The following is a 19,312-nucleotide window of genomic DNA, read 5'->3' as shown; positions in this document are numbered from 1 at the left end:
ACTAGCTAGCTTTTAATTTTGCTAATCACTTTTGATGTAGAGCAACCATCTAAAAACTCAAGCACTTCTACTTTTCCGCCATGACGCAACACGTGCTCAGCACCGGCAATTTGCTCAACAGTGTAATCACCACCTTTAACAAGAATATCTGGGCTAATTTGCTCAATTAGCTTTGCTGGTGTGTCATTTTCAGCCTCACTGCCAAACGGAATAACCCAATCAACTGAGGCTAATGCACTTAAAACCATAGCACGCTCATCTAATGGGTTAATTGGGCGCTCAGGGCCTTTTAAACGGGCAATGGATTCATCGTTATTTAAACCAACCACTAATCTATCACCACGCGCTTTAGCTTGCGCTAAATAGCGCACATGGCCTGCATGCAAAATATCAAAACAACCATTAGTAAATACAATGGTTTCTCCATTTTGCTTTGCAAATTCAATATGTTGTAATACATCATCAAATGGGGTTTGATAATGCTCGCCAGTGGCTTGTAAGTATTGGCCTAACTTGCGGCTCAACTCTTCAGGAGAAACCGTAGCCGCTCCCAATTTACTTACTGCAATACCGGCAGCTAAGTTTGCAATTTCGACTGCATCTTTGGCGGTCATACCCGCACCTAGCATTACAGCTAATGTAGCAATAACAGTATCGCCCGCACCGGTTACATCACTTACTTCGAGTTGTTGCGCTGCAAAGTCATGCTTTTGCGTTGCATCAATTAGCGACATACCTTGTTCTGAGCGTGTTAGTAGCATGGCGTTAATACCCGCATCACTAATCAGGGTACGCGCGCTGCTAGCAAGCAACTCTTCTGAACCAACCTGACCACCCGCTAATTTAAACTCATTTAAATTAGGGGTTATGTAATCAGCTCCACGGTACAACTCTAAATCAGATGATTTAGGGTCAACAAGCACGGTTTTACCTGCATCTTTAGCAACCGAAATCATTTTTTGGATTAGCGCGAGTGAGCCCTTGTTGTAATCAGAAAATACAATAAAGTCGTAATCACTCAGCACCAGCTCTAATCGATTTAATAACAACTGGCTATGAGACTCATTAAAAGCCTCTTCTAAATCTAAACGCACAACTTGTTGATGACGACTGATCACCCGCATTTTAGAAATAGTCGGCAAATCGCATACACTCACAAGCTGTGAATTTATTTTTTCACCCTCTAGAATGTTTTCTAAAATTTGTCCGCTTTCATCCTCGCCAATTAGGCCAAGTAAACCCACTTTGCCATCTAGTCGGGCTATATTTTTAGCCACATTGGCGGCACCACCGGCTTTGTCTTCAAATTTACTGACTTTTACAACGGGTACTGGTGCCTCCGGCGAAATGCGGCCAGAATCACCATACCAGTAGCGGTCGAGCATAACGTCACCAACCACTAAAATACGCGCTGCTGATAAGTTTTTTAATAGCGATAAATCCATTACTGCTGCTCCGCAACAACCATATCCATGGCTTCACACAGCCAATGGCCAATAAACATGTGCGCCTCTTGAATACGGGCTGTTTCATCATTTTTAATAATAATAGGTAACTTGGCGATGTCTTTTACTTTACCTCCATCGCGACCTGTAAATGCAACAGTGAATGCTCCTATTTTATTAGCGGCTTCTAACGCTAAATTAATATTATTACTGGTGCCCGATGTAGTTAAGCCAATTACGATATCTTCAGGTTTACATAGCGCCTGAACTTGGCGTTCAAATACTGTGTCAAAATGATAGTCATTACTGTGCGCTGTTAAAATAGAGGTGTCTGTGGTTAGAGCAATAGACGCTAACGGTCCTCGCTCTAACTTATAACGTACCACAAACTCTGCAGCCAAATGCTGAGCATCAGCCGCACTGCCGCCATTACCAAACCAAACAACCTTACCACCAGCCTGTAAAGCACTATGACATGCTTCTAACAACTGCATTACCTCTTGATGATACGCCTCCATGGTTTCGAACAATACTTGGTGACGATTTAAACTTTCTAGGTAGCTAGTTGCCACTGAATCTATAATTGACATGAGATATTCCTCTTGGAACTGAAATGGCAGGAAAAATTAATTTCATTATTCCATAATTTTATAGCCAAATCACCTCTATATAACTAAATTAAAGTACGGGTAGAAAGTTATTATTCAGATAAAGAAGGTTTTTATCGTTGTTACCTTTTTCAAGTTGCTATTTTATATTTGTGTATTTAGAAAAAAACGATTTCACGCTAAACTAGCGCCACTTTCATTTATACAAAGCAACAGTATGGCACGCATTTTTTATTCACTCGCATTAATTATTATTAGCCCACTGATTGTATTTTACTTATATGTACTAAGAGGTAAAAAAAACGCAGGATATCGCGCTCACTTTAAGGAACGTTTTGGCTTCATAAGCCGCGCTTTATTTTCAAACAACAAACCAGTTGTATTTCATTGTGCTTCTGTTGGCGAGGTGTTAGCTGCAACCCCTTTAATTAAAGCCCTACAACATGAACAACCGCAGTTAAATATTTTAATTACCTGCAATACCCCAACAGGACGAGAGCAAGTTAGCGCACAATTTAAAAAAAGCGTTGCTGTTAGTTATTTACCCATTGATTTTCCTATGGCCACCACTCGCTTTTTAAAACGAGTAAAACCGCAATTACTCTGTATTTTAGAAACTGAACTATGGCCGAACTTAATGGCTAATGCGTACAAACAAAATATACCCGTATTGGTTGTTAACGCACGTCTATCTGAAAAGTCTCAGCAAGGCTACGAAAAAGTGGCCCAGCTAACTCGCAGTATCATGCAATCAATTACCGCACTTGCAAGTCATGACAAAGCTGATGCAAATCGCTTTATTGAATTAGGGCTACCTGCTGAAAAAAGCCATGTAACGGGATCAATAAAATTTGATATTACCCCAACCACTGCACAACTCGATAAAGTAGCCTCTTTAAAGCAATATTATAAAAAAGCAGAACGCTTTATATGGGTCGCAGGTTCTACACACCCTATAGAGCATGAGTTTATTTTAGCAGCCCACCAGCAACTACTAGAAACACATCCTGACGCTTTACTGATCATTGCGCCACGTCACCCCGAACAATTTAATAAAGTTGCAGAGCTACTGACTCACTCGAATCTTAGCTTTAGTCGTCGCAGTCAAAAAAATTATAATAATGAACAAATTGTGTTAGCCGACACATTAGGTGAATTACAATATCTATATGGTGCCGCTAATATTAGTTTTATTGGTGGCAGTTTAATTCGTCGTGGTGGCCATAACCCATTAGAGTCGGCAGCTTTTTCAGTGGGTGTACTTACCGGCCCTCATACCTACAACTTTGACCATGTTTACCCTGAACTTATTAAACTCAAAGGCGCCCATGTGGTTGAAAATACTGACGAACTGGTGCTTGCATTGCTTCGCTTGATTAAAAACACCAAAGCGTGTGATATTCTTGGCAGTAAAGCAGCTCAGTGCGTTGCTAAAAACCAAGGCGCTATTGCCAAAACGCTTGCCATTATAACTCCTTATTTAGAGCCAAAATCGTGACCAACTTAGCTATATCTCAAACCCGTGAATGGGTAAGCGCTGTGATTGTAAAATACAATTTTTGTCCATTTGCCCGTAAAGAAGTTGAAAATAACTGCATTCACTACACCATTAGTAACACCTCAAAAATTGATAATGCTGTTATGGATATGCTTGAACAATGTACCCAGCTTGACCGTGATCCTCAGCGTGAAACAACTTTGTTAATATTTGATAATGGCTTTACTGATTTTGAAGATTTTTTAGACCTTGTTGACTTAGCCAATGCGCTATTAGTTGCACAAGGTTTTGAGGGGAAGTACCAAATTGCAAACTTTCATCCTGACTATGTTTTTGCTGATAGTGATGAAGATGACGCTGCAAATTATACTAATCGCTCGCCTTTTCCTACTTTACACTTAATACGTGAAGCAAGTATGAGCGCGGCACTAGATGAATACAACGAGCCGGAGTCAATTCCTGAACACAATATCAACTTAGCTCGCCGTAAGGGAATTCACTTTTGGCAGCAGCTACTTAAAAATTGCAAAAAACCGAGCGCATAAGCTCGGTTTTTGGTTTTTAATAATGCGCAGAGTTATTTTTTAACCCACTCACCATTAACTTCAACGAAATGCCCTGCTTGGGTTTTTTCAATGGTTTTTGCCGCCGCTAGTGCTTCTACTTGAGCAAGTGACAAGTTGTTCTTTTTCGCAAGTTTTAAATATTGTGCTTTGCGCTTTGCGTTAATTTCATCAACAACCGCTTTAGCCTCTGCATTTTGTACAACCAAACCTAAATAACCTGAGCTATCTTCACCCACAAGCCCTTGGTTTTTAGCATCATCTAAACTGATTGCCCAAGCAGAAAATGACAATAAAGCGGCACTTAAAAGTGTGATCACGTTTAACTTTTTATTTTTTAATAAACTCATAATTGCTCCTTAGAATAACTCACTGTCATCGCTAAATAAGTCATCTAGCTCTTTATCAACTTTTACGCGAATTTCATGATCAACCTTCACATTTAAATTAATGGTGATAGGCTCTTTCGCTGCCACTTCAACGCGGTGCGTACATGCACTAAGCAACCCCAGTGCTGTAAGTATTATCAGCCATTTAGTCATTTTTAGTTCCTTTTGTTGAATACTCTTGTTCAACTTTTTGAGTAATTTCATCACTTAAGCGCAATGCTCTTAAGAGTGTAAAAACATTTTCTTCATGGTTGTAATTAAAGTTAACTTGCTGCGCCTGTTCCTTATTGTATCCCTTTAAGTTTACACCTAAATAAAGCCAACCGTCAGGCTTTAAGTCAACACTACTGTTTAAGCTCTGAATGTCTAAATCTTCCAACAAGCTTAAAATCGGGTCCAGTTCTTGTTGCTGAGCTTTAACTGCATCAAAAGCTGCATTGTCAGTAATAACTAGTTTACCTGTTCCTTGGTTAGATAATTCACCAGATTTTACCGAAATACCTTGTTGATCAAAGTAAACAGGTAAGCGGCCATTCACTCGACCAGTTAGTGTAATGCCTGATTTATCATCTAAGGTAATAAGTTTACTCGCATCAATATTTTCAAATGTGACCAAAGACTGCTGCGCTTTTTCCGTCACTTTGTAGCTATCCAAAGCAAAACGACCACCAAGTACATCAGCAGTTATTTCTTCAGCGCGAGCAATAGAGTTCTCAACACTAAAATTACCGACAATGTTACTCACAACAGCACCTGCTCGTAACTCATTTAATTCAAATGTAGTAGGAGCCACATTAAGCTGCCCTGAATCATAAGAACCCGTTAAGCGACTGCTAAAATGCTTAGCTAAATAATCGTTGTATAAGCCACTTACCTGTTCGACTTGAAATGCAAACTCAGCCTGCTGTAAATTAACATCTCCGCGAACAACCCCATTAAAGCTACCATCGGTCAGCGTGGCTAATGGTTCAAACTGCTGTAAAACAGGGTTAAATTTAGTCACAGCTTGATCTGCAACTGTTATCTCAAATGGGTGTTCCACAGCAGATATGTGGTGACTGGCTACCAACTCAATATCATCAATAAATACATGATGTGAGGCTTGAAGCGCCCGACTTTGCAGACCTTTAGAGCTTATGCGAATATTACTTAGGTTTAAAAAGTCACTGTTAAGTTGGGTAAGTTTAGTTTCACTGTTTAAATCGACAAATAATTCGCCAACAGCCAAACTTGAAGATGCTGATAATTGATTATTTACACCACGCACTTGGTATTGCTCATAAGCCACTGAGCGTAAATGGCTATCCAAGCTTGCGTTGATATTTTGTTTATCGTCAATCTCAGTCGTAAACTGTGCCTTGTAGCCCTTTACTGTTAATTTATCAAAACTAAGCTCAGCAAAACCAATCTCGCTGGTTATTTTCACATTTTTCTGACGCTGTAAAACATTCTCTATTTGAAATAGGCCAGTGCTTGCTACCTTTTTAGCTGATGCGGGTAAAAAACCAGGCAGCTCATCAACTTTTAATTGGTAGTTGCCATTCACAGCCAAGTTATTTAAAGCTGCATCTATTTCTATATGCTCAACGTCTTCACTGATAAACAATAACTTAATATTGCCTTTGGCATACTCTAACGGCTGCTGAATATTAATTGCTAGGTTTTTCAGGCTCAGCTTCGTTTCACTATTTTTAGTGTTTAATAGCATTGACGGTATAACAAGTTGTCCGTTTTCAAACTTTACCGTATCATTAAGCATCAATTGCCATTTTAACGGCAGCTGCTTGGCTACAAATTCACGCTGTGATTGATTGCTTATAAGCGTCAAACAATCACTATCAAACGTTACCAAGCTGGTTAATTGCTGTGTATTTAACAAGGCTTTTTTATCGTTAAAGTGATAGTAAATATTCATATCACCAAAAGCCTTTAGCGTTACTGGGCATTTACTAAATTGCTGTGTAAACTCAGCATCTATGTTTGATTTTATATCAACGGATAACCCATCAAAGGTGAACTCATGCCCACTGTTTAATGAAAGCGCGGGTATCGGCTTTATCTTTGTTAGTAATCCATCTGCTAACTTAAAGTGACCAGTAATTTTATGATTACTAACTGTTACTTCTGCAATTGCATCACCTGAAATCACAAATGTATTTAGCTTCTCTTCACCAATGCTAACTACCAGTTCATCATGAAGTTGTGGGTGGGTAATTAACAATCTTTTGATATCAATTTTCGGCCGCTCTTTGGGTAAACTAAGTGCCAGCTTTTTGAAGGAGTTATTACTTGTTGAGACACTCTCGCTATCATTTAAACGAAGATTAGCGCGGCCAACAGTTATTTTTTTTGTATCAGCCACAATGCCACCAAGCTCAATTTGATGGCCTTGGTAAGTCAAACATAATCGGTTTACGTCTAAGCTAATATTTGAGTTTAGTGACCAATCTAAACAATGTAGTTCAACGCCAGATTGGCTCAAAGATGGCGCTATAGCCCATTGAGTTATAGGCATACGAAATACATAACCCAGTGTTAAAACACTCAGAAATAAAAACACGATTCCCCATGCGATGCGTTTGATCATACTATCCTTATTGAGCCTTGAGCCTTGAACCTTGAACCTTGAACCTTGAACCTTGAACAGTCTAAACAAAAAAGGCTGCACAAGGCAGCCTTTTTATCTTACATTTAGATCATGAATCTAGCGTGTATATTAACCTACATTTTTACGCGCATTTCTAAACATACGCATCCATGGGCTATCCTCAGCCCACTCATCTGGATGCCAAGAGTTAGCAACCGCACGGAATACACGTTCAGGGTGTGGCATCATTACAGTTGCACGACCATCTGTTGATGTAATACCCGTGATCCCTTCAGGTGAACCATTCGGGTTTGCTGGGTACTGTGTTGTTGGGTTACCGTAGTTATCAACAAACTTAACCGCTACGGTGCCGCTTGCAAGTGCAGCCTTAGTTGCCGCATCATTTGCAAATTCTGCATGACCTTCACCATGTGAAACTGCAATTGGCATACGTGAACCTGCCATACCATTAAAGAACACCGATGGGTTTTCTTGAATTTCAACCAGACTAAAGCGTGCTTCAAAACGCTCTGACTTATTAGTTACAAAGCGCGGCCAATGTTCAGTACCTGGAATCAACTCTTTTAATGTTGATAGCATCTGACAACCGTTACATACACCTAAGCTAAAGGTATCTTCACGATGGAAGAAGCTTTGGAACTGATCGCGTGCCATATCGTTAAACAATATTGACTTAGCCCAGCCTTCACCAGCGCCTAATACGTCACCGTAAGAGAAGCCACCACACGCCACTAAACCTTTAAACTGTTCAAGCGTTAAACGACCTTCTAAAATATCACTCATGTGAACATCTACCGCAGCAAAACCAGCACGGTTAAACGCAGCAGCCATTTCTAGGTGCGAGTTAACGCCTTGCTCACGTAAAATAGCCATTTGTGGCTTAGCACCTGTCGCAATGTACGGTGCAGCTATATCTTCGTTTAAGTCAAAGTTAAGTTTAACGTTTAAGCCTGGGTCTTTTGCATCAAATTTAGCGTCAAATTCTTGCTTAGCACACTCAGGGTTATCACGACGCGCTTGCATCTGATAGGTTGTTTCGGCCCAAATTGTACGAAGCTCAGTACGCGTATGATTAAGTACTGTTTGCTCACCACGATTAAATACAATGTTATCGTCATTATTAAGCGAGCCAATCACATGGCTAATTGCGGCAACACCATGCTGCTCAAATACAGCATTTACAGCATCTAAATCACTGTTTGCTACTTGAATTACAGCACCTAACTCTTCGTTATAAAGCGCTTCAATATCCGAGCCAGTCAAAGTCGCTAAATCTACGGTTACACCGGTGTGTCCGGTAAACGCCATTTCAGCGATAGTAGTAAACAAGCCACCGTCTGAACGATCGTGATACGCAAGTAGCTTACTATCAGCCACTAGCGCCTGCATAGCATTGTAAAAGCCTTTTAGTAACTCAGGGCTGTCTACATCTGGAGTAACATCACCAAGCTGCTTATAAACTTGTGCAAGGCTTGATGCGCCCAGTCGGTTTTTACCCGCACCTAAATCAACTAATATAAGCGATGTCTCGCCTTTATCAGTGCGCAGCTGTGGAGTCACCGTTTTACGTACATCATCAACGCGGCCAAACGCTGTAATAATCAGTGATAAAGGTGATGTTACTGATTGCTCAGTTGTATCATCTTCATTTTTCCATGTCGTTTTCATCGACATCGAGTCTTTACCTACAGGTATAGTTAAACCAAGTGCTGGACATAACTCTTCACCAACAGCTTTAACCGCTTCATATAAACCTGCGTCTTCGCCAGGGTGACCCGCAGCCGCCATCCAGTTTGCAGATAACTTAATGTTCTCAAGGCTACCAATATTAGCACCAGCAATGTTTGTAAGAGACTCGGCCACAGCCAAACGTGCTGAGGCGCCATAATTAAGTAATGCCGCTGGAGTACGTTCACCTAGTGACATAGCTTCACCGTGGTAAGTATCGTAAGTTGCTGCGGTAACTGCACAGTTAGCAACAGGCACTTGCCATGGGCCTACCATTTGATCGCGCGCTACTAAACCAGTTACAGAGCGATCGCCAATAGTAATGAGGAAAGTTTTTTCTGCAATGGTTGGTAAACGTAATAAACGCTGCGCTGCATCCGCAGGATTAATTGCCTCTACATTTAATGCAGTGCCTACTACTTGTTGCGACGTAACATCACGATGCATTTTAGGTGCTTTACCTAGTAATACATCCAATGGTAAATCTACAGGGCTGTTATCAAAATGATTATCTGCAACCGTTAAATGACGCTCTTCTGTTGCTTCACCAATAACTGCATATTGTGCGCGCTCACGCTTACAAATTGCTTCAAAGCGTGCAAAGTCTTCAACGCCCACAGCAAGCACATAGCGCTCTTGCGATTCATTACACCAAATTTCGTGTGGTGCCATGCCCGGCTCATCATTAGGGATGTCACGCAGTTGGAATTTACCACCACGGCCACCATCATCTACAAGCTCAGGGAATGCATTTGATAAACCACCAGCGCCCACATCGTGTATAAACGCAATAGGGTTTGCATCACCTAGCTGCCAACATTTGTCGATCACTTCTTGACAACGACGTTCCATTTCTGGGTTTTCACGTTGAACAGAAGCAAAATCTAAATCTTCGTTTGATTGACCCGATGCCATGCTAGATGCAGCACCACCGCCTAAACCAATGTTCATTGCAGGGCCGCCAAGCGCAATCAGTTTTGCGCCTACTGGAATATCGCCTTTTTGAACATGATCAGCACGAATATTACCTAAACCACCGGCAAGCATTATTGGCTTGTGGTAACCACGTACCTCTTCACCATTGTGGCTGGTTACTTTTTCTTCGTATGTACGGAAATAACCTAAAAGATTAGGACGGCCAAACTCATTATTAAACGCAGCACCACCTAATGGGCCTTCAGTCATAATATCAAGGGCATTCACTATGCGCCCAGGCTTACCAAAATCACTCTCCCAAGGTTGTTCAAAACCTGGAATACGTAAATTAGATACAGTAAAGCCCACTAAGCCGGCTTTTGGTTTTGAACCACGGCCAGTTGCACCTTCATCGCGAATCTCACCGCCCGACCCTGTTGCCGCACCAGAGAAAGGAGCAATTGCTGTTGGGTGGTTATGGGTTTCAACCTTCATTAATATTTCAATGTCTTCTTGATGATACGCATATTCACCTTGCGCATTCGGGAAGAAGCGACCCGCCTTTGAGCCTTTCATTACGGCTGCATTATCTTTATAAGCAGACAGTACATTTTCAGGGTTATGCTCAAAGGTATTTTTAATCATTTTAAACAGCGACTTTGGCTGTTCAATACCATCGATAGTCCAATCAGCATTAAATATTTTATGACGACAATGCTCTGAGTTTGCTTGTGCAAACATGAATAATTCGATGTCGTTAGGATTGCGCCCTAACTTGATGAAGTTTTCAACTAAGTAGTCAATTTCATCATCAGCAAGTGCAAACCCTTGCTCTATATTGGCTACGGCTAATGCTTCGCGGCCGCCACCTAAAATATCAACTGATGACATTTGGCGAGGTGCATCACTGCGAAATAACTGCGCTGCATCTTCTAATTTACTATGAGTAGCTTCGGTCATACGGTCATGAAGAAGCGCTGTAACCTGTGTAAGTTGCTCGGCGCTTAAATCACCTTCAACATAGTAAGCAATACCACGCTCAACTCGGTGAACTTGCTTAAGCCCACAGTTATGAGCGATATCAGTCGCTTTTGAAGCCCATGGCGAAATAGTACCAGGGCGAGGCGTTACTAATACCAACTGACCCGCTGGCGCATGCTCAGCAATTGTTGGTCCATAGGTTAATAACTTCTCAAGTTTGGTTTGCTCATCATTGTTTAATGGCGATGTTAAATCGGCAAAGTGAGCGTATTCGGCATATACATTGGTGACAGGAAGTTGCAATTGTTGGCAACGCGCTAAAATTTTATTAACTCTGAACTCTGAAAGTGCTGGTGCACCACGAAGGATCAACATAAGTAATTTCACCCGGGGTTAGGGATTGAACGATATTTTAGGCGCGTATTATAGTCCAAATTACTCTCAGATTTAACTCAAAAATGCGCTTTTCATTAAATTAACTTTTTCTTTTTGTTTACACCTATTTTTTACTGGCTGCGATTAAACGGTAAGTGACGTAATCAGTAAGTTTTGTTATAACAGGAGATACGATGCTAAAGAGGCGAATATGTTGAAGATAAAGCTAATAACAATCATTACGTTAGTCATCCTTTTGTGTGCCTGTAACACACAAGAGCAGTCAACACAGCTCGCCCAAATTAAATCAGAAAATAAAATTCGCGTTGGTACACTCGCCAGTGCAAGTAATTATTATCAAGCTGTTCAAGGAGAACAAGGGTTTGAATTTGAACTCTCTCAAGCATTCGCCGACTACCTTGGGGTAGAGCTTGAAATTGTGCCCTTTTTTAATTTATCCGATATGTTTGCGCGCTTAAATAGTGGCGATCTCGATTTAATTGCCTCTGGGCTTACTTTTAACAAGGCGCGCGCCAAACGTTACCGCTATGGCCCAACTTACAGAACGATAAGTCAAAAATTAGTTTTTAAACAAGGGCGTGAACGCCCTCGTGATTTTGATGATTTAACCGGAAACTTCACCATTATTGCTAAAAGTAGTCATTCATTAACATTAGAAGAAATAAAACAAAACAACCCAGATTTAACTTGGAATGAAACCGAAGAATTTGATGAAGAAGAGTTACTACAAGCCGTTATTGATGGGGAAATAGATTACACCTTAGCGGACTCTCATACATTAGCGTTGTTTAGGCGCTATCACCCTAACTTGAGTATTGGCTTTTCAGTTACCCGTAATGATTCAATTGCATGGATACTAAGAAAGTCGAATGATGACTCATTGTACGCATTGCTAGTTCCTTTTTTTGGTGAGGCAAAACAAAACAATCAACTTTATGTACTTGAAGAAAAGTACTTTGGCCATGTACGTCAGTTTAATTACGTTAATACCTTAGCCTACATAGATGCAATAAAAGAAACACTGCCTAAATATCAACCTTGGTTTGTGCAATATGCGGGTAGCCTTGATTGGCGCTTACTTGCTGCATTGAGTTATCAAGAGTCGATGTGGAACCCACGAGCTAAGTCACCAACGGGTGTACGCGGTATTATGATGCTAACAAGGCGCACAGCAAAACAAGTCGGTGTTACTAATCGCTTAGAACCAGAACAAAACATACGTGGCGGTGCGAAATACTTAGCTAAATTAATCAAGCGTATACCTGATAGAATCCCGCAGCCTGATCGTACTTGGCTTGCACTTGCCGCTTATAATGTTGGTTGGGGGCACGTCAACGATGCCCGCATAATTACCGAACAGCAAGGAGCTAGCCCTGATAAATGGGCTGACGTTAAAAAGCGCTTACCATTGCTAGTAAAAAAACGTCACTACCGTAATACCCGCTATGGCTATGCTCGCGGTGATGTTGCAGTGACTTATGTTGATAATATTCGTCGCTATTACGATGCGCTTGTTTGGCTAGATGAAAATAATGCAATGGCAACTATACCACCAACTTCCGAAACAGAAAAAGAAACAAAAGATAAAAGCATTAAACCAGGTGATGCAAATCAACGTATTAGTGATGGCGTAGAAAAAGAAAAATAAAAGCGCTATGAAAATTTCGCGCTATATTAGCTACATGTTAGAAAAGCAAATAGTTGTTTACTTGCAATCAATTATTCAATAATCTGGCTCAATTGTATTAAAATCTGTGTCATCACCAAGCACATAAGGATAAGTAATGCTTAAACGTAGACGTACACATCAGCTTAAACGTTGTATAAAACACTCAACTGCCACTCGTCGTCGAGTGATGTTAAGAAACTTACATAAAAAGATAATTTGGCGCCGTCGTATGTTTGCTATGCAGCAAATGGCTGAGCTAGACGCCTTAATAGCAGCTGCAGACTAATCGTTGTTAAGGTTGCGAGCGGCTAGCTTTGCGGCTTTAATTTGTGCTCGGCGACGCTTAAAAAAACTAGAAATAGTCTCAGCACATTGTGTCTCTAAAACCCCACCCGTTATTTCTACTTGATGGTTTAAACGAGGTTCTTGCAACAAGTTCATAATAGAACCAGCAGAACCCGTTTTAGCATCGGCTGCACCAAATACTAAACGTTTAATTCGGCTGTGCACTAACAGACCTGCACACATAGAGCAAGGCTCTAACGTGACATACAAAGTGCAGTCAATTAAGCGATAGTTGTTAAGCACTTTTCCGGCTTCTCTTACCGCTATCATCTCAGCGTGGGCAGATGGGTCATTATCGGTAATTGAGCGATTATAACCCGCGCTTATAAGCTGATTATTTTTGACAATAATGGCGCCTACCGGGATCTCATCGAGTTGCTCTGCTTGTTTTGCATACACAAGAGCTTGTTCCATCCAATATTGGTCGTCAAATGGCTCTGTCATGATTATTACTTAACTATTTTTTATGCCGTAATTATACCAACTTAGCGTAAAAAAATGCGTAATTGATCACTTTATTGCAAAAATAAAACAAATTTAAGTGGTTTACCATGGCCCATAAGGCGGGATTTACGCTATAATCTCTCGCTTTTTTTATTTAGCTCACAACACGGGTAGCAAATGAAATTTCCTGGACGCCGCAGGCATAAACATTATTTTCCAGTGGAAGCCAAAGATCCACTGACCAATCAACTTAACGCCACAGAACGATTACACCGCAGCTATATTACGGGGATCGATCAAATCGTTGTTGATATAGAAGCTAAGGTTGACCAAGCTTTTCTCGATGAATTTCAATTGCGCCGAGGGATGTCGCAAGTTATAGATAATGACATCACTAATGCTTTATACGATCGCTTAAAACTAAACGATATGGTCGATTACGAATTCGCAGGAGGAACCGTTGGCAACACGATGCACAACTATTCCGTACTTGCTGATGATCGTTCGGTACTATTAGGCGTAATGAGCGAAAATATAAAAATAGGCAGTTATGCTTATCGATTTTTATGTAATAACTCAAGTCGTGTAGATTTAGACTACTTACAACCAGTCGATGGTCCTATTGGCCGTTGCTTTACCTTGATTGATGAAACAGGTGAGCGCACGTTTGCTATTAGTGCTGGCCTGATGAATTACCTAAAGCCAGAGTCAATTGATAAAGAGCTAATAGAAGGCTCATCAGCATTAGTCATCAGTGCTTATTTAATGCGTACTCAAGGTGATGAAACCATGACCGAAGCGACCATGCAAGCAATCAAGTACGCTAACGATGCAAATGTACCGGTGGTATTAACTCTAGGGACTAAGTTTCTTATCGAGCAGGACCCGACATGGTGGGCTAACTTTGTAGAAAAGCATGTTGATATACTTGCTATGAACGAAGAAGAAGGCCAAGCAATTACTGGATATGAAGATCCACTTCTTGCTGCTGACAAAGCATTAGACTGGGTTGACTTAGTTATTTGTACAGCCGGTGAAAAAGGCTTATTTATGGCTGGCTTTGTTGATGACAGCTGCAAACGTGAAACAGAGTACCCATTATTACCGGGTGCTATACCAGATTTTAATCGTTATGAATTTTCACGTGCAATGCGTAAAGTTGACTGTGAAAATCCTATAAAGGCATATAGCCATACAGCGCCGTTTATGGGTGGGCCTGACTCGATTAAAAATACCAATGGTGCCGGTGACTGTGCTTTAGCCGCGGTTTTACATGACTTATCAGCGAATGTTTATCATAAGTTGAATGTTGCTAATTCAGCAAAGCATCAGCAACAAGCCATTACCTACTCTTCGCTCGCACAAATTAGTAAATACGCTAACCGTGCTAGCTTTGAAGTGCTTGTACAGCACTCTCCTCGCTTATCACGTGGTTTGCCTGAGCGCGAAGATTGTTTAGAACAAGTGTATTGGGATCAATAAGATCCCATTACGCTAAACAAAGCTAAAATATCGATATATCAAGCTTTTTAGATAGCAGCTCTAATGCTGCTATTCCCGCCACTGAGTTACCAAAAGAGTTTAATCCTGGTGAATAGACTGCCACTGTAAATCTATTCGGTAACACCGCTAATATTGTTCCAGAAACACCCGATTTACCTGGCATGCCAACACGATAACCAAAGTCACCCGCTGCGTCATATAACCCACTGGTAAACAACAACGAATTTAGTTGCTTGTTTTGACGACTAGAAAGTACTCGTTTATTTGAGCTGTAATCTATCCCTTTATTGGCTAAAAAATTGTACGCCTTGGCAAGTTCAATACAATTAAGTTCTATGGCACAAAAATTAAAATACGACCAAAGGACATCATCTACTTCATTCTCAAAGTTACCGAATGATTTCATTAAATGTGCCATTGCCGCATTTCTATGCCTAAACTCATATTCTGAGTTAGCCACTTGCTTGTCAATTACAATACTGCGATTACCTGATAAATCGCGAAATGTTTCAAGCATAGAGTGCATAGGTGCAGATAAACGACTATACAGAGCATCACAGGTAACAATCGCTCCCGCATTAATAAATGGGTTACGTGGAATCCCTTTTTCAAACTCAAGCTGTGTCAGAGAGTTAAACGCCGTACCAGAAGGCTCTTTGCCAACTCTATTCCATAATTCATCGCCATAGCGTTGCAACGCTAATGTCAGAGTCATTACTTTAGATACAGATTGAATTGTGAAACGTTGCTCACAATCACCGGCGCAGAAAATTTCTCCGTCCGTAGTATAAATAGCAATAGAGAACTGCTCAGGAGAAACCTCTGCCAATGCCGGTATATAATCGGCAACTTTACCCTGCGTTAGTAAAGGCTTAACCTCTTGAGTTATCTCATTTAACACTCGTTGATAATCACTCGTTGGCAATCGACACCTCAATAATACGAAATCTAAAACCAAATTTTAACACGTCAGATCCATAACCGCATGGTAATGTTGAGCAAATAGGGGGTTCGCTGATATCAATGAAAATATTTCACTACAAACTTCGAAACTATTACAGCATAAGTAAACCATAGTAAGGGCTTTAAGTTCCTACTTTTTTTACTTTAATCTGATGCCTTTAATTAGAGTCGGTGGGCTACATCGTAGCGACAGCGCAGTAGAATGTCGCAGTGCCCACAGCGGTAAAAAGTCACATAGCAAAAGCGATGCTATCATTGTGTCGGGGCGGCCTTCCGCGGGGCTCGCCTTCGAGCTGTTTTGTTTGGCTACTGAGTTTGGCATGGGCTCTTAGATATTTACTAAACCCCAGACAACAAAAACCCGTTACATTGCTGTAACGGGTTTCTTTAATTGGATCCTCGTAATGTCATGGTGCCCACAGCGGTAGAAAGTCACATAGCAAATGCTACACTATCATTGTATCGGGGCGACCTTCCGCGGGGCTCGCCTTCGAGCTGTTTTGTTTGGCTACTGAGTTTGGCATGGGCTCTATTTACTAAACCCCAAACAGCAAAAAACCCGTCACATTGCTGTAACGGGTTTCTCTTATTTAGATCCTGGTAATGTCCTACTTTCACATAACAAATGCTACACTATCATCGGCGCTGTTTCGTTTCACTACTGAGTTCGGCATGGGGTCAGGTGGGTCCAAAACGCTATTGTCACCAAGAAAATTCTTTTCAATTTTCTTATTATTAATTTTTTTAAATTTAAAGTCTTTCGACTAAATTTGGAGCCTGGTAATGTCCTACTTTCACATAACAAATGCTACACTATCATCGGCGCTGTTTCGTTTCACTACTGAGTTCGGCATGGGGTCAGGTGGGTCCAAAACGCTATTGTCACCAAGCAAATTTGGGTGTCAGTCCGTATCGCTACGCACTAACTAAAATTTGGAATTCTGATAATAAAGTCTTCTAGTATCTACTTTAGTTATATTAACTTCTTCGCTTGTTTCACTATCACATAAAACGCGTTTGGCGTTGTATGGTTAAGCCTCACGGGTAATTAGTACAAGTTAGCTTAATGGCTCACACCACTTCCACATCTTGCCTATCAACGTTGTAGTCTTCAACGGCCCTTCAGAGACTTTAAAAGTCTAGTGAGAACTCATCTCGAGGCCTGCTTCGCGCTTAGATGCTTTCAGCGCTTATCAGTTCCGAACGTAGCTACCGGGCAATGCCATTGGCATGACAACCCGAACACCAGCGGTTCGTTCACTCCGGTCCTCTCGTACTAGGAGCAACCCCTCTCAATTCTCAAACGCCCACGGCAGATAGGGACCGAACTGTCTCACGACGTTCTAAACCCAGCTCGCGTACCACTTTAAATGGCGAACAGCCATACCCTTGGGACCGACTTCAGCCCCAGGATGTGATGAGCCGACATCGAGGTGCCAAACACCGCCGTCGATATGAACTCTTGGGCGGTATCAGCCTGTTATCCCCGGAGTACCTTTTATCCGTTGAGCGATGGCCCTTCCATTCAGAACCACCGGATCACTATGACCTACTTTCGTACCTGCTCGACGTGTCTGTCTCGCAGTTAAGCTGGCTTCTACCATTACACTAACCGTACGATGTCCGACCGTACTTAGCCAACCTTCGTGCTCCTCCGTTACTCTTTGGGAGGAGACCGCCCCAGTCAAACTACCCACCAGGCACTGTCCGTAACCCCGATTCAGGGGCCAACGTTAGAACATCAAAACTACAAGGGTGGTATTTCAAGGACGACTCCACAAAAACTAGCGTCTCTGCTTCTAAGTCTCCCACCTATCCTACACATGTAGGTTCAATGTTCAGTGCCAAGCTGTAGTAAAGGTTCACGGGGTCTTTCCGTCTAGCCGCGGGTACACAGCATCTTCACTGCGATTTCAATTTCACTGAGTCTCGGGTGGAGACAGCGTGGCCATGGTTACACCATTCGTGCAGGTCGGAACTTACCCGACAAGGAATTTCGCTACCTTAGGACCGTTATAGTTACGGCCGCCGTTTACCGGGGCTTCGATCAAGAGCTTCTCCGAAGATAACCCCATCAATTAACCTTCCGGCACCGGGCAGGTGTCACACCGTATACGTCATCTTGCGATTTTGCACAGTGCTGTGTTTTTAATAAACAGTCCCAGCCACCTGGTCACTGCGGCTCCAATCAGCTTAGAGAGCAAGTCTCATCACCAATCGGAGCGTACCTTCTCCCGAAGTTACGGTACGATTTTGCCTAGTTCCTTCACCCGAGTTCTCTCAAGCGCCTTAGTATTCTCTACCTGACCACCTGTGTCGGTTTGGGGTACGATTCGGTATAATCTGAAGCTTAGAGGCTTTTCCTGGAAGTATGGCATCAGCAACTTCATCACCTTGGTGACTCGTCTCGTGTCTCAGCCTAACAGCAACCCGGATTTACCTAAGTCACTAGCCTACACACTTTCACATGGACTACCATCGCCATGCTTGCTTAGCCTGCTCCGTCCCCCCATCGCAATTATACCAAGTACGGAAATATTAATCCGTTTCCCATCGACTACGCCTTTCGGCCTCGCCTTAGGGGTCGACTTACCCTACCCTGATTAACATGGGATAGGAACCCTTGGTCTTCCGGCGTGCGGGTTTTTCACCCGCATTATCGTTACTCATGTCAGCATTCGCACTTCTGATACGTCCAGCATACCTCCCGGTACACCTTCAACCGCTTACAGAACGCTCCCCTACCACTCAGAATAAATTCTGAATCCGCAGCTTCGGTGCATAGTTTAGCCCCGTTACATCTTCCGCGCAGACCGACTCGACCAGTGAGCTATTACGCTTTCTTTAAAGGATGGCTGCTTCTAAGCCAACCTCCTGGCTGTCTGGGCCTTTCCACATCGTTTCCCACTTAACTATGACTTTGGGACCTTAGCTGGCGGTCTGGGTTGTTTCCCTCTTCACGACGGACGTTAGCACCCGCCGTGTGTCTCCCGGATATTACTTTACGGTATTCGGAGTTTGCAAAGGGTTGGTAAGTCGGGATGACCCCCTAGCCTTAACAGTGCTCTACCCCCGTAAGTATTCGTCCGAGGCTCTACCTAAATAGATTTCGGGGAGAACCAGCTATCTCCCGGTTTGATTAGCCTTTCACTCCTAACCACAGGTCATCCCCTAACTTTTCAACGTTAGTGGGTTCGGTCCTCCAGTTGATGTTACTCAACCTTCAACCTGCCCATGGCTAGATCACCGGGTTTCGG

13 protein-coding genes and 3 rRNA genes (1 of these 16 only partly in view) are annotated in these 19,312 nt (G+C 42.1%); 5 read left to right on the top strand and 11 right to left on the bottom strand.

Going from position 1 to position 19,312, the window contains the following annotated elements; genetic code table 11:
• Nucleotides 1-5: 5 nt before the first annotated feature.
• Both hldE and ACNSN3_RS02915 read right to left on the bottom strand, forming a co-directional pair.
• Nucleotides 6-1,445 (bottom strand): bifunctional D-glycero-beta-D-manno-heptose-7-phosphate kinase/D-glycero-beta-D-manno-heptose 1-phosphate adenylyltransferase HldE, encoded by a 1,440-nt coding sequence (gene hldE / locus ACNSN3_RS02920; RefSeq protein WP_010390981.1) that lies wholly within the window; start codon nt 1,443-1,445, stop codon nt 6-8.
• Nucleotides 1,445-2,035 carry a D-sedoheptulose-7-phosphate isomerase gene (locus ACNSN3_RS02915; RefSeq protein ID WP_008115583.1) on the bottom strand — a complete coding sequence of 197 codons (591 nt, stop codon included), beginning with the start codon at nt 2,033-2,035 and terminating at the stop codon, nt 1,445-1,447. The genes hldE and ACNSN3_RS02915 overlap by 1 nt, the downstream gene beginning before the upstream one ends.
• 235 nt (nt 2,036-2,270) lie before the next feature.
• On the opposite strand from ACNSN3_RS02915, the gene waaA reads away from it, so the two are divergent.
• Nucleotides 2,271-3,551 (top strand): lipid IV(A) 3-deoxy-D-manno-octulosonic acid transferase, encoded by a 1,281-nt coding sequence (gene waaA / locus ACNSN3_RS02910; RefSeq protein WP_418608538.1) that lies wholly within the window; start codon nt 2,271-2,273, stop codon nt 3,549-3,551.
• Entirely contained in the window at nt 3,548-4,096 is a 549-nt protein-coding gene (locus tag ACNSN3_RS02905; protein ID WP_418608537.1) for a DUF1415 domain-containing protein, read from the top strand. The genes waaA and ACNSN3_RS02905 overlap by 4 nt, the downstream gene beginning before the upstream one ends.
• 32 nt (nt 4,097-4,128) lie before the next feature.
• Here the strand turns inward: ACNSN3_RS02905 and ACNSN3_RS02900 are convergent, their stop codons facing one another.
• The 4 genes from ACNSN3_RS02900 to purL all read right to left on the bottom strand — a co-directional run bounded on the left by ACNSN3_RS02900 (nt 4,129) and on the right by purL (nt 11,110).
• Nucleotides 4,129-4,464 (bottom strand): YdbL family protein, encoded by a 336-nt coding sequence (locus ACNSN3_RS02900; RefSeq protein ID WP_008115577.1) that lies wholly within the window; start codon nt 4,462-4,464, stop codon nt 4,129-4,131.
• 9 nt (nt 4,465-4,473) lie between these two features.
• Complete coding sequence (locus ACNSN3_RS02895) at nt 4,474-4,656, bottom strand: YnbE family lipoprotein (RefSeq protein WP_008115575.1); 183 nt, start codon at nt 4,654-4,656, stop codon at nt 4,474-4,476.
• Nucleotides 4,649-7,090: a YdbH domain-containing protein gene (locus ACNSN3_RS02890; protein WP_418608536.1), complete on the bottom strand. Its 2,442-nt coding sequence runs from the start codon at nt 7,088-7,090 to the stop codon at nt 4,649-4,651. Before ACNSN3_RS02890 ends, ACNSN3_RS02895 begins: the two co-directional genes overlap by 8 nt.
• A gap of 129 nt (nt 7,091-7,219) precedes the next feature.
• Nucleotides 7,220-11,110 (bottom strand): phosphoribosylformylglycinamidine synthase, encoded by a 3,891-nt coding sequence (gene purL / locus ACNSN3_RS02885; protein ID WP_418608535.1) that lies wholly within the window; start codon nt 11,108-11,110, stop codon nt 7,220-7,222.
• A 211-nt stretch (nt 11,111-11,321) separates the two neighbouring features.
• On the opposite strand from purL, the gene mltF reads away from it, so the two are divergent.
• Complete coding sequence (gene mltF, locus ACNSN3_RS02880; protein ID WP_418608534.1) at nt 11,322-12,779, top strand: membrane-bound lytic murein transglycosylase MltF; 1,458 nt, start codon at nt 11,322-11,324, stop codon at nt 12,777-12,779.
• Nucleotides 12,780-12,915: 136 nt separating this feature from the next.
• Nucleotides 12,916-13,086: a hypothetical protein gene (locus ACNSN3_RS02875; RefSeq protein ID WP_008468235.1), complete on the top strand. Its 171-nt coding sequence runs from the start codon at nt 12,916-12,918 to the stop codon at nt 13,084-13,086.
• Here ACNSN3_RS02875 and tadA read toward each other — a convergent pair.
• Nucleotides 13,083-13,589, bottom strand: a complete 507-nt coding sequence (gene tadA / locus ACNSN3_RS02870) for a tRNA adenosine(34) deaminase TadA (RefSeq protein ID WP_010390967.1) — start codon at nt 13,587-13,589, stop codon at nt 13,083-13,085. The two genes, ACNSN3_RS02875 and tadA, sit on opposite strands and share 4 nt — an antisense overlap.
• 177 nt (nt 13,590-13,766) lie before the next feature.
• Here tadA and ACNSN3_RS02865 point away from each other — a divergent pair, with 177 nt between their 5' ends.
• Nucleotides 13,767-15,071, top strand: a complete 1,305-nt coding sequence (locus ACNSN3_RS02865; RefSeq protein ID WP_036985324.1) for an inosine/guanosine kinase — start codon at nt 13,767-13,769, stop codon at nt 15,069-15,071.
• A gap of 22 nt (nt 15,072-15,093) precedes the next feature.
• Here the strand turns inward: ACNSN3_RS02865 and glsB are convergent, their stop codons facing one another.
• The 4 genes from glsB to ACNSN3_RS02845 form a co-directional block, all read right to left on the bottom strand.
• Nucleotides 15,094-16,017 (bottom strand): glutaminase B, encoded by a 924-nt coding sequence (gene glsB / locus ACNSN3_RS02860; RefSeq protein WP_010390961.1) that lies wholly within the window; start codon nt 16,015-16,017, stop codon nt 15,094-15,096.
• A gap of 633 nt (nt 16,018-16,650) precedes the next feature.
• A 5S ribosomal RNA gene (rrf, locus tag ACNSN3_RS02855) occupies nt 16,651-16,765 on the bottom strand.
• 65 nt (nt 16,766-16,830) lie between these two features.
• Nucleotides 16,831-16,945 (bottom strand): 5S ribosomal RNA (gene rrf, locus ACNSN3_RS02850).
• 137 nt (nt 16,946-17,082) lie between these two features.
• Nucleotides 17,083-19,312, bottom strand: a 23S ribosomal RNA gene (locus ACNSN3_RS02845) (it continues 655 nt past the right edge of the window).

This window comes from Pseudoalteromonas sp. US3C1004 (assembly GCF_048401065.1).
GTDB classification, from domain to species: Bacteria; Pseudomonadota; Gammaproteobacteria; order Enterobacterales; family Alteromonadaceae; genus Pseudoalteromonas; species Pseudoalteromonas undina.
This window is presented reverse-complemented; position numbering and strand designations above follow the sequence as displayed.

Excerpts from the sequence above, each read along its gene's own strand:
- ACNSN3_RS02865 (WP_036985324.1), top strand. The coding sequence starts at position 13,767 with ATGAAATTTCCTGGACGCCGCAGGCATAAACATTATTTTCCAGTGGAA.
- ACNSN3_RS02895 (WP_008115575.1), bottom strand. The coding sequence starts at position 4,656 with ATGACTAAATGGCTGATAATACTTACAGCACTGGGGTTGCTTAGTGCA.
- waaA (WP_418608538.1), top strand. The coding sequence starts at position 2,271 with ATGGCACGCATTTTTTATTCACTCGCATTAATTATTATTAGCCCACTG.
- ACNSN3_RS02875 (WP_008468235.1), top strand. The coding sequence starts at position 12,916 with ATGCTTAAACGTAGACGTACACATCAGCTTAAACGTTGTATAAAACAC.
- mltF (WP_418608534.1), top strand. The coding sequence starts at position 11,322 with ATGTTGAAGATAAAGCTAATAACAATCATTACGTTAGTCATCCTTTTG.
- ACNSN3_RS02900 (WP_008115577.1), bottom strand. The coding sequence starts at position 4,464 with ATGAGTTTATTAAAAAATAAAAAGTTAAACGTGATCACACTTTTAAGT.
- tadA (WP_010390967.1), bottom strand. The coding sequence starts at position 13,589 with ATGACAGAGCCATTTGACGACCAATATTGGATGGAACAAGCTCTTGTG.
- ACNSN3_RS02915 (WP_008115583.1), bottom strand. The coding sequence starts at position 2,035 with ATGTCAATTATAGATTCAGTGGCAACTAGCTACCTAGAAAGTTTAAAT.
- purL (WP_418608535.1), bottom strand. The coding sequence starts at position 11,110 with ATGTTGATCCTTCGTGGTGCACCAGCACTTTCAGAGTTCAGAGTTAAT.
- ACNSN3_RS02890 (WP_418608536.1), bottom strand. The coding sequence starts at position 7,090 with ATGATCAAACGCATCGCATGGGGAATCGTGTTTTTATTTCTGAGTGTT.
- hldE (WP_010390981.1), bottom strand. The coding sequence starts at position 1,445 with ATGGATTTATCGCTATTAAAAAACTTATCAGCAGCGCGTATTTTAGTG.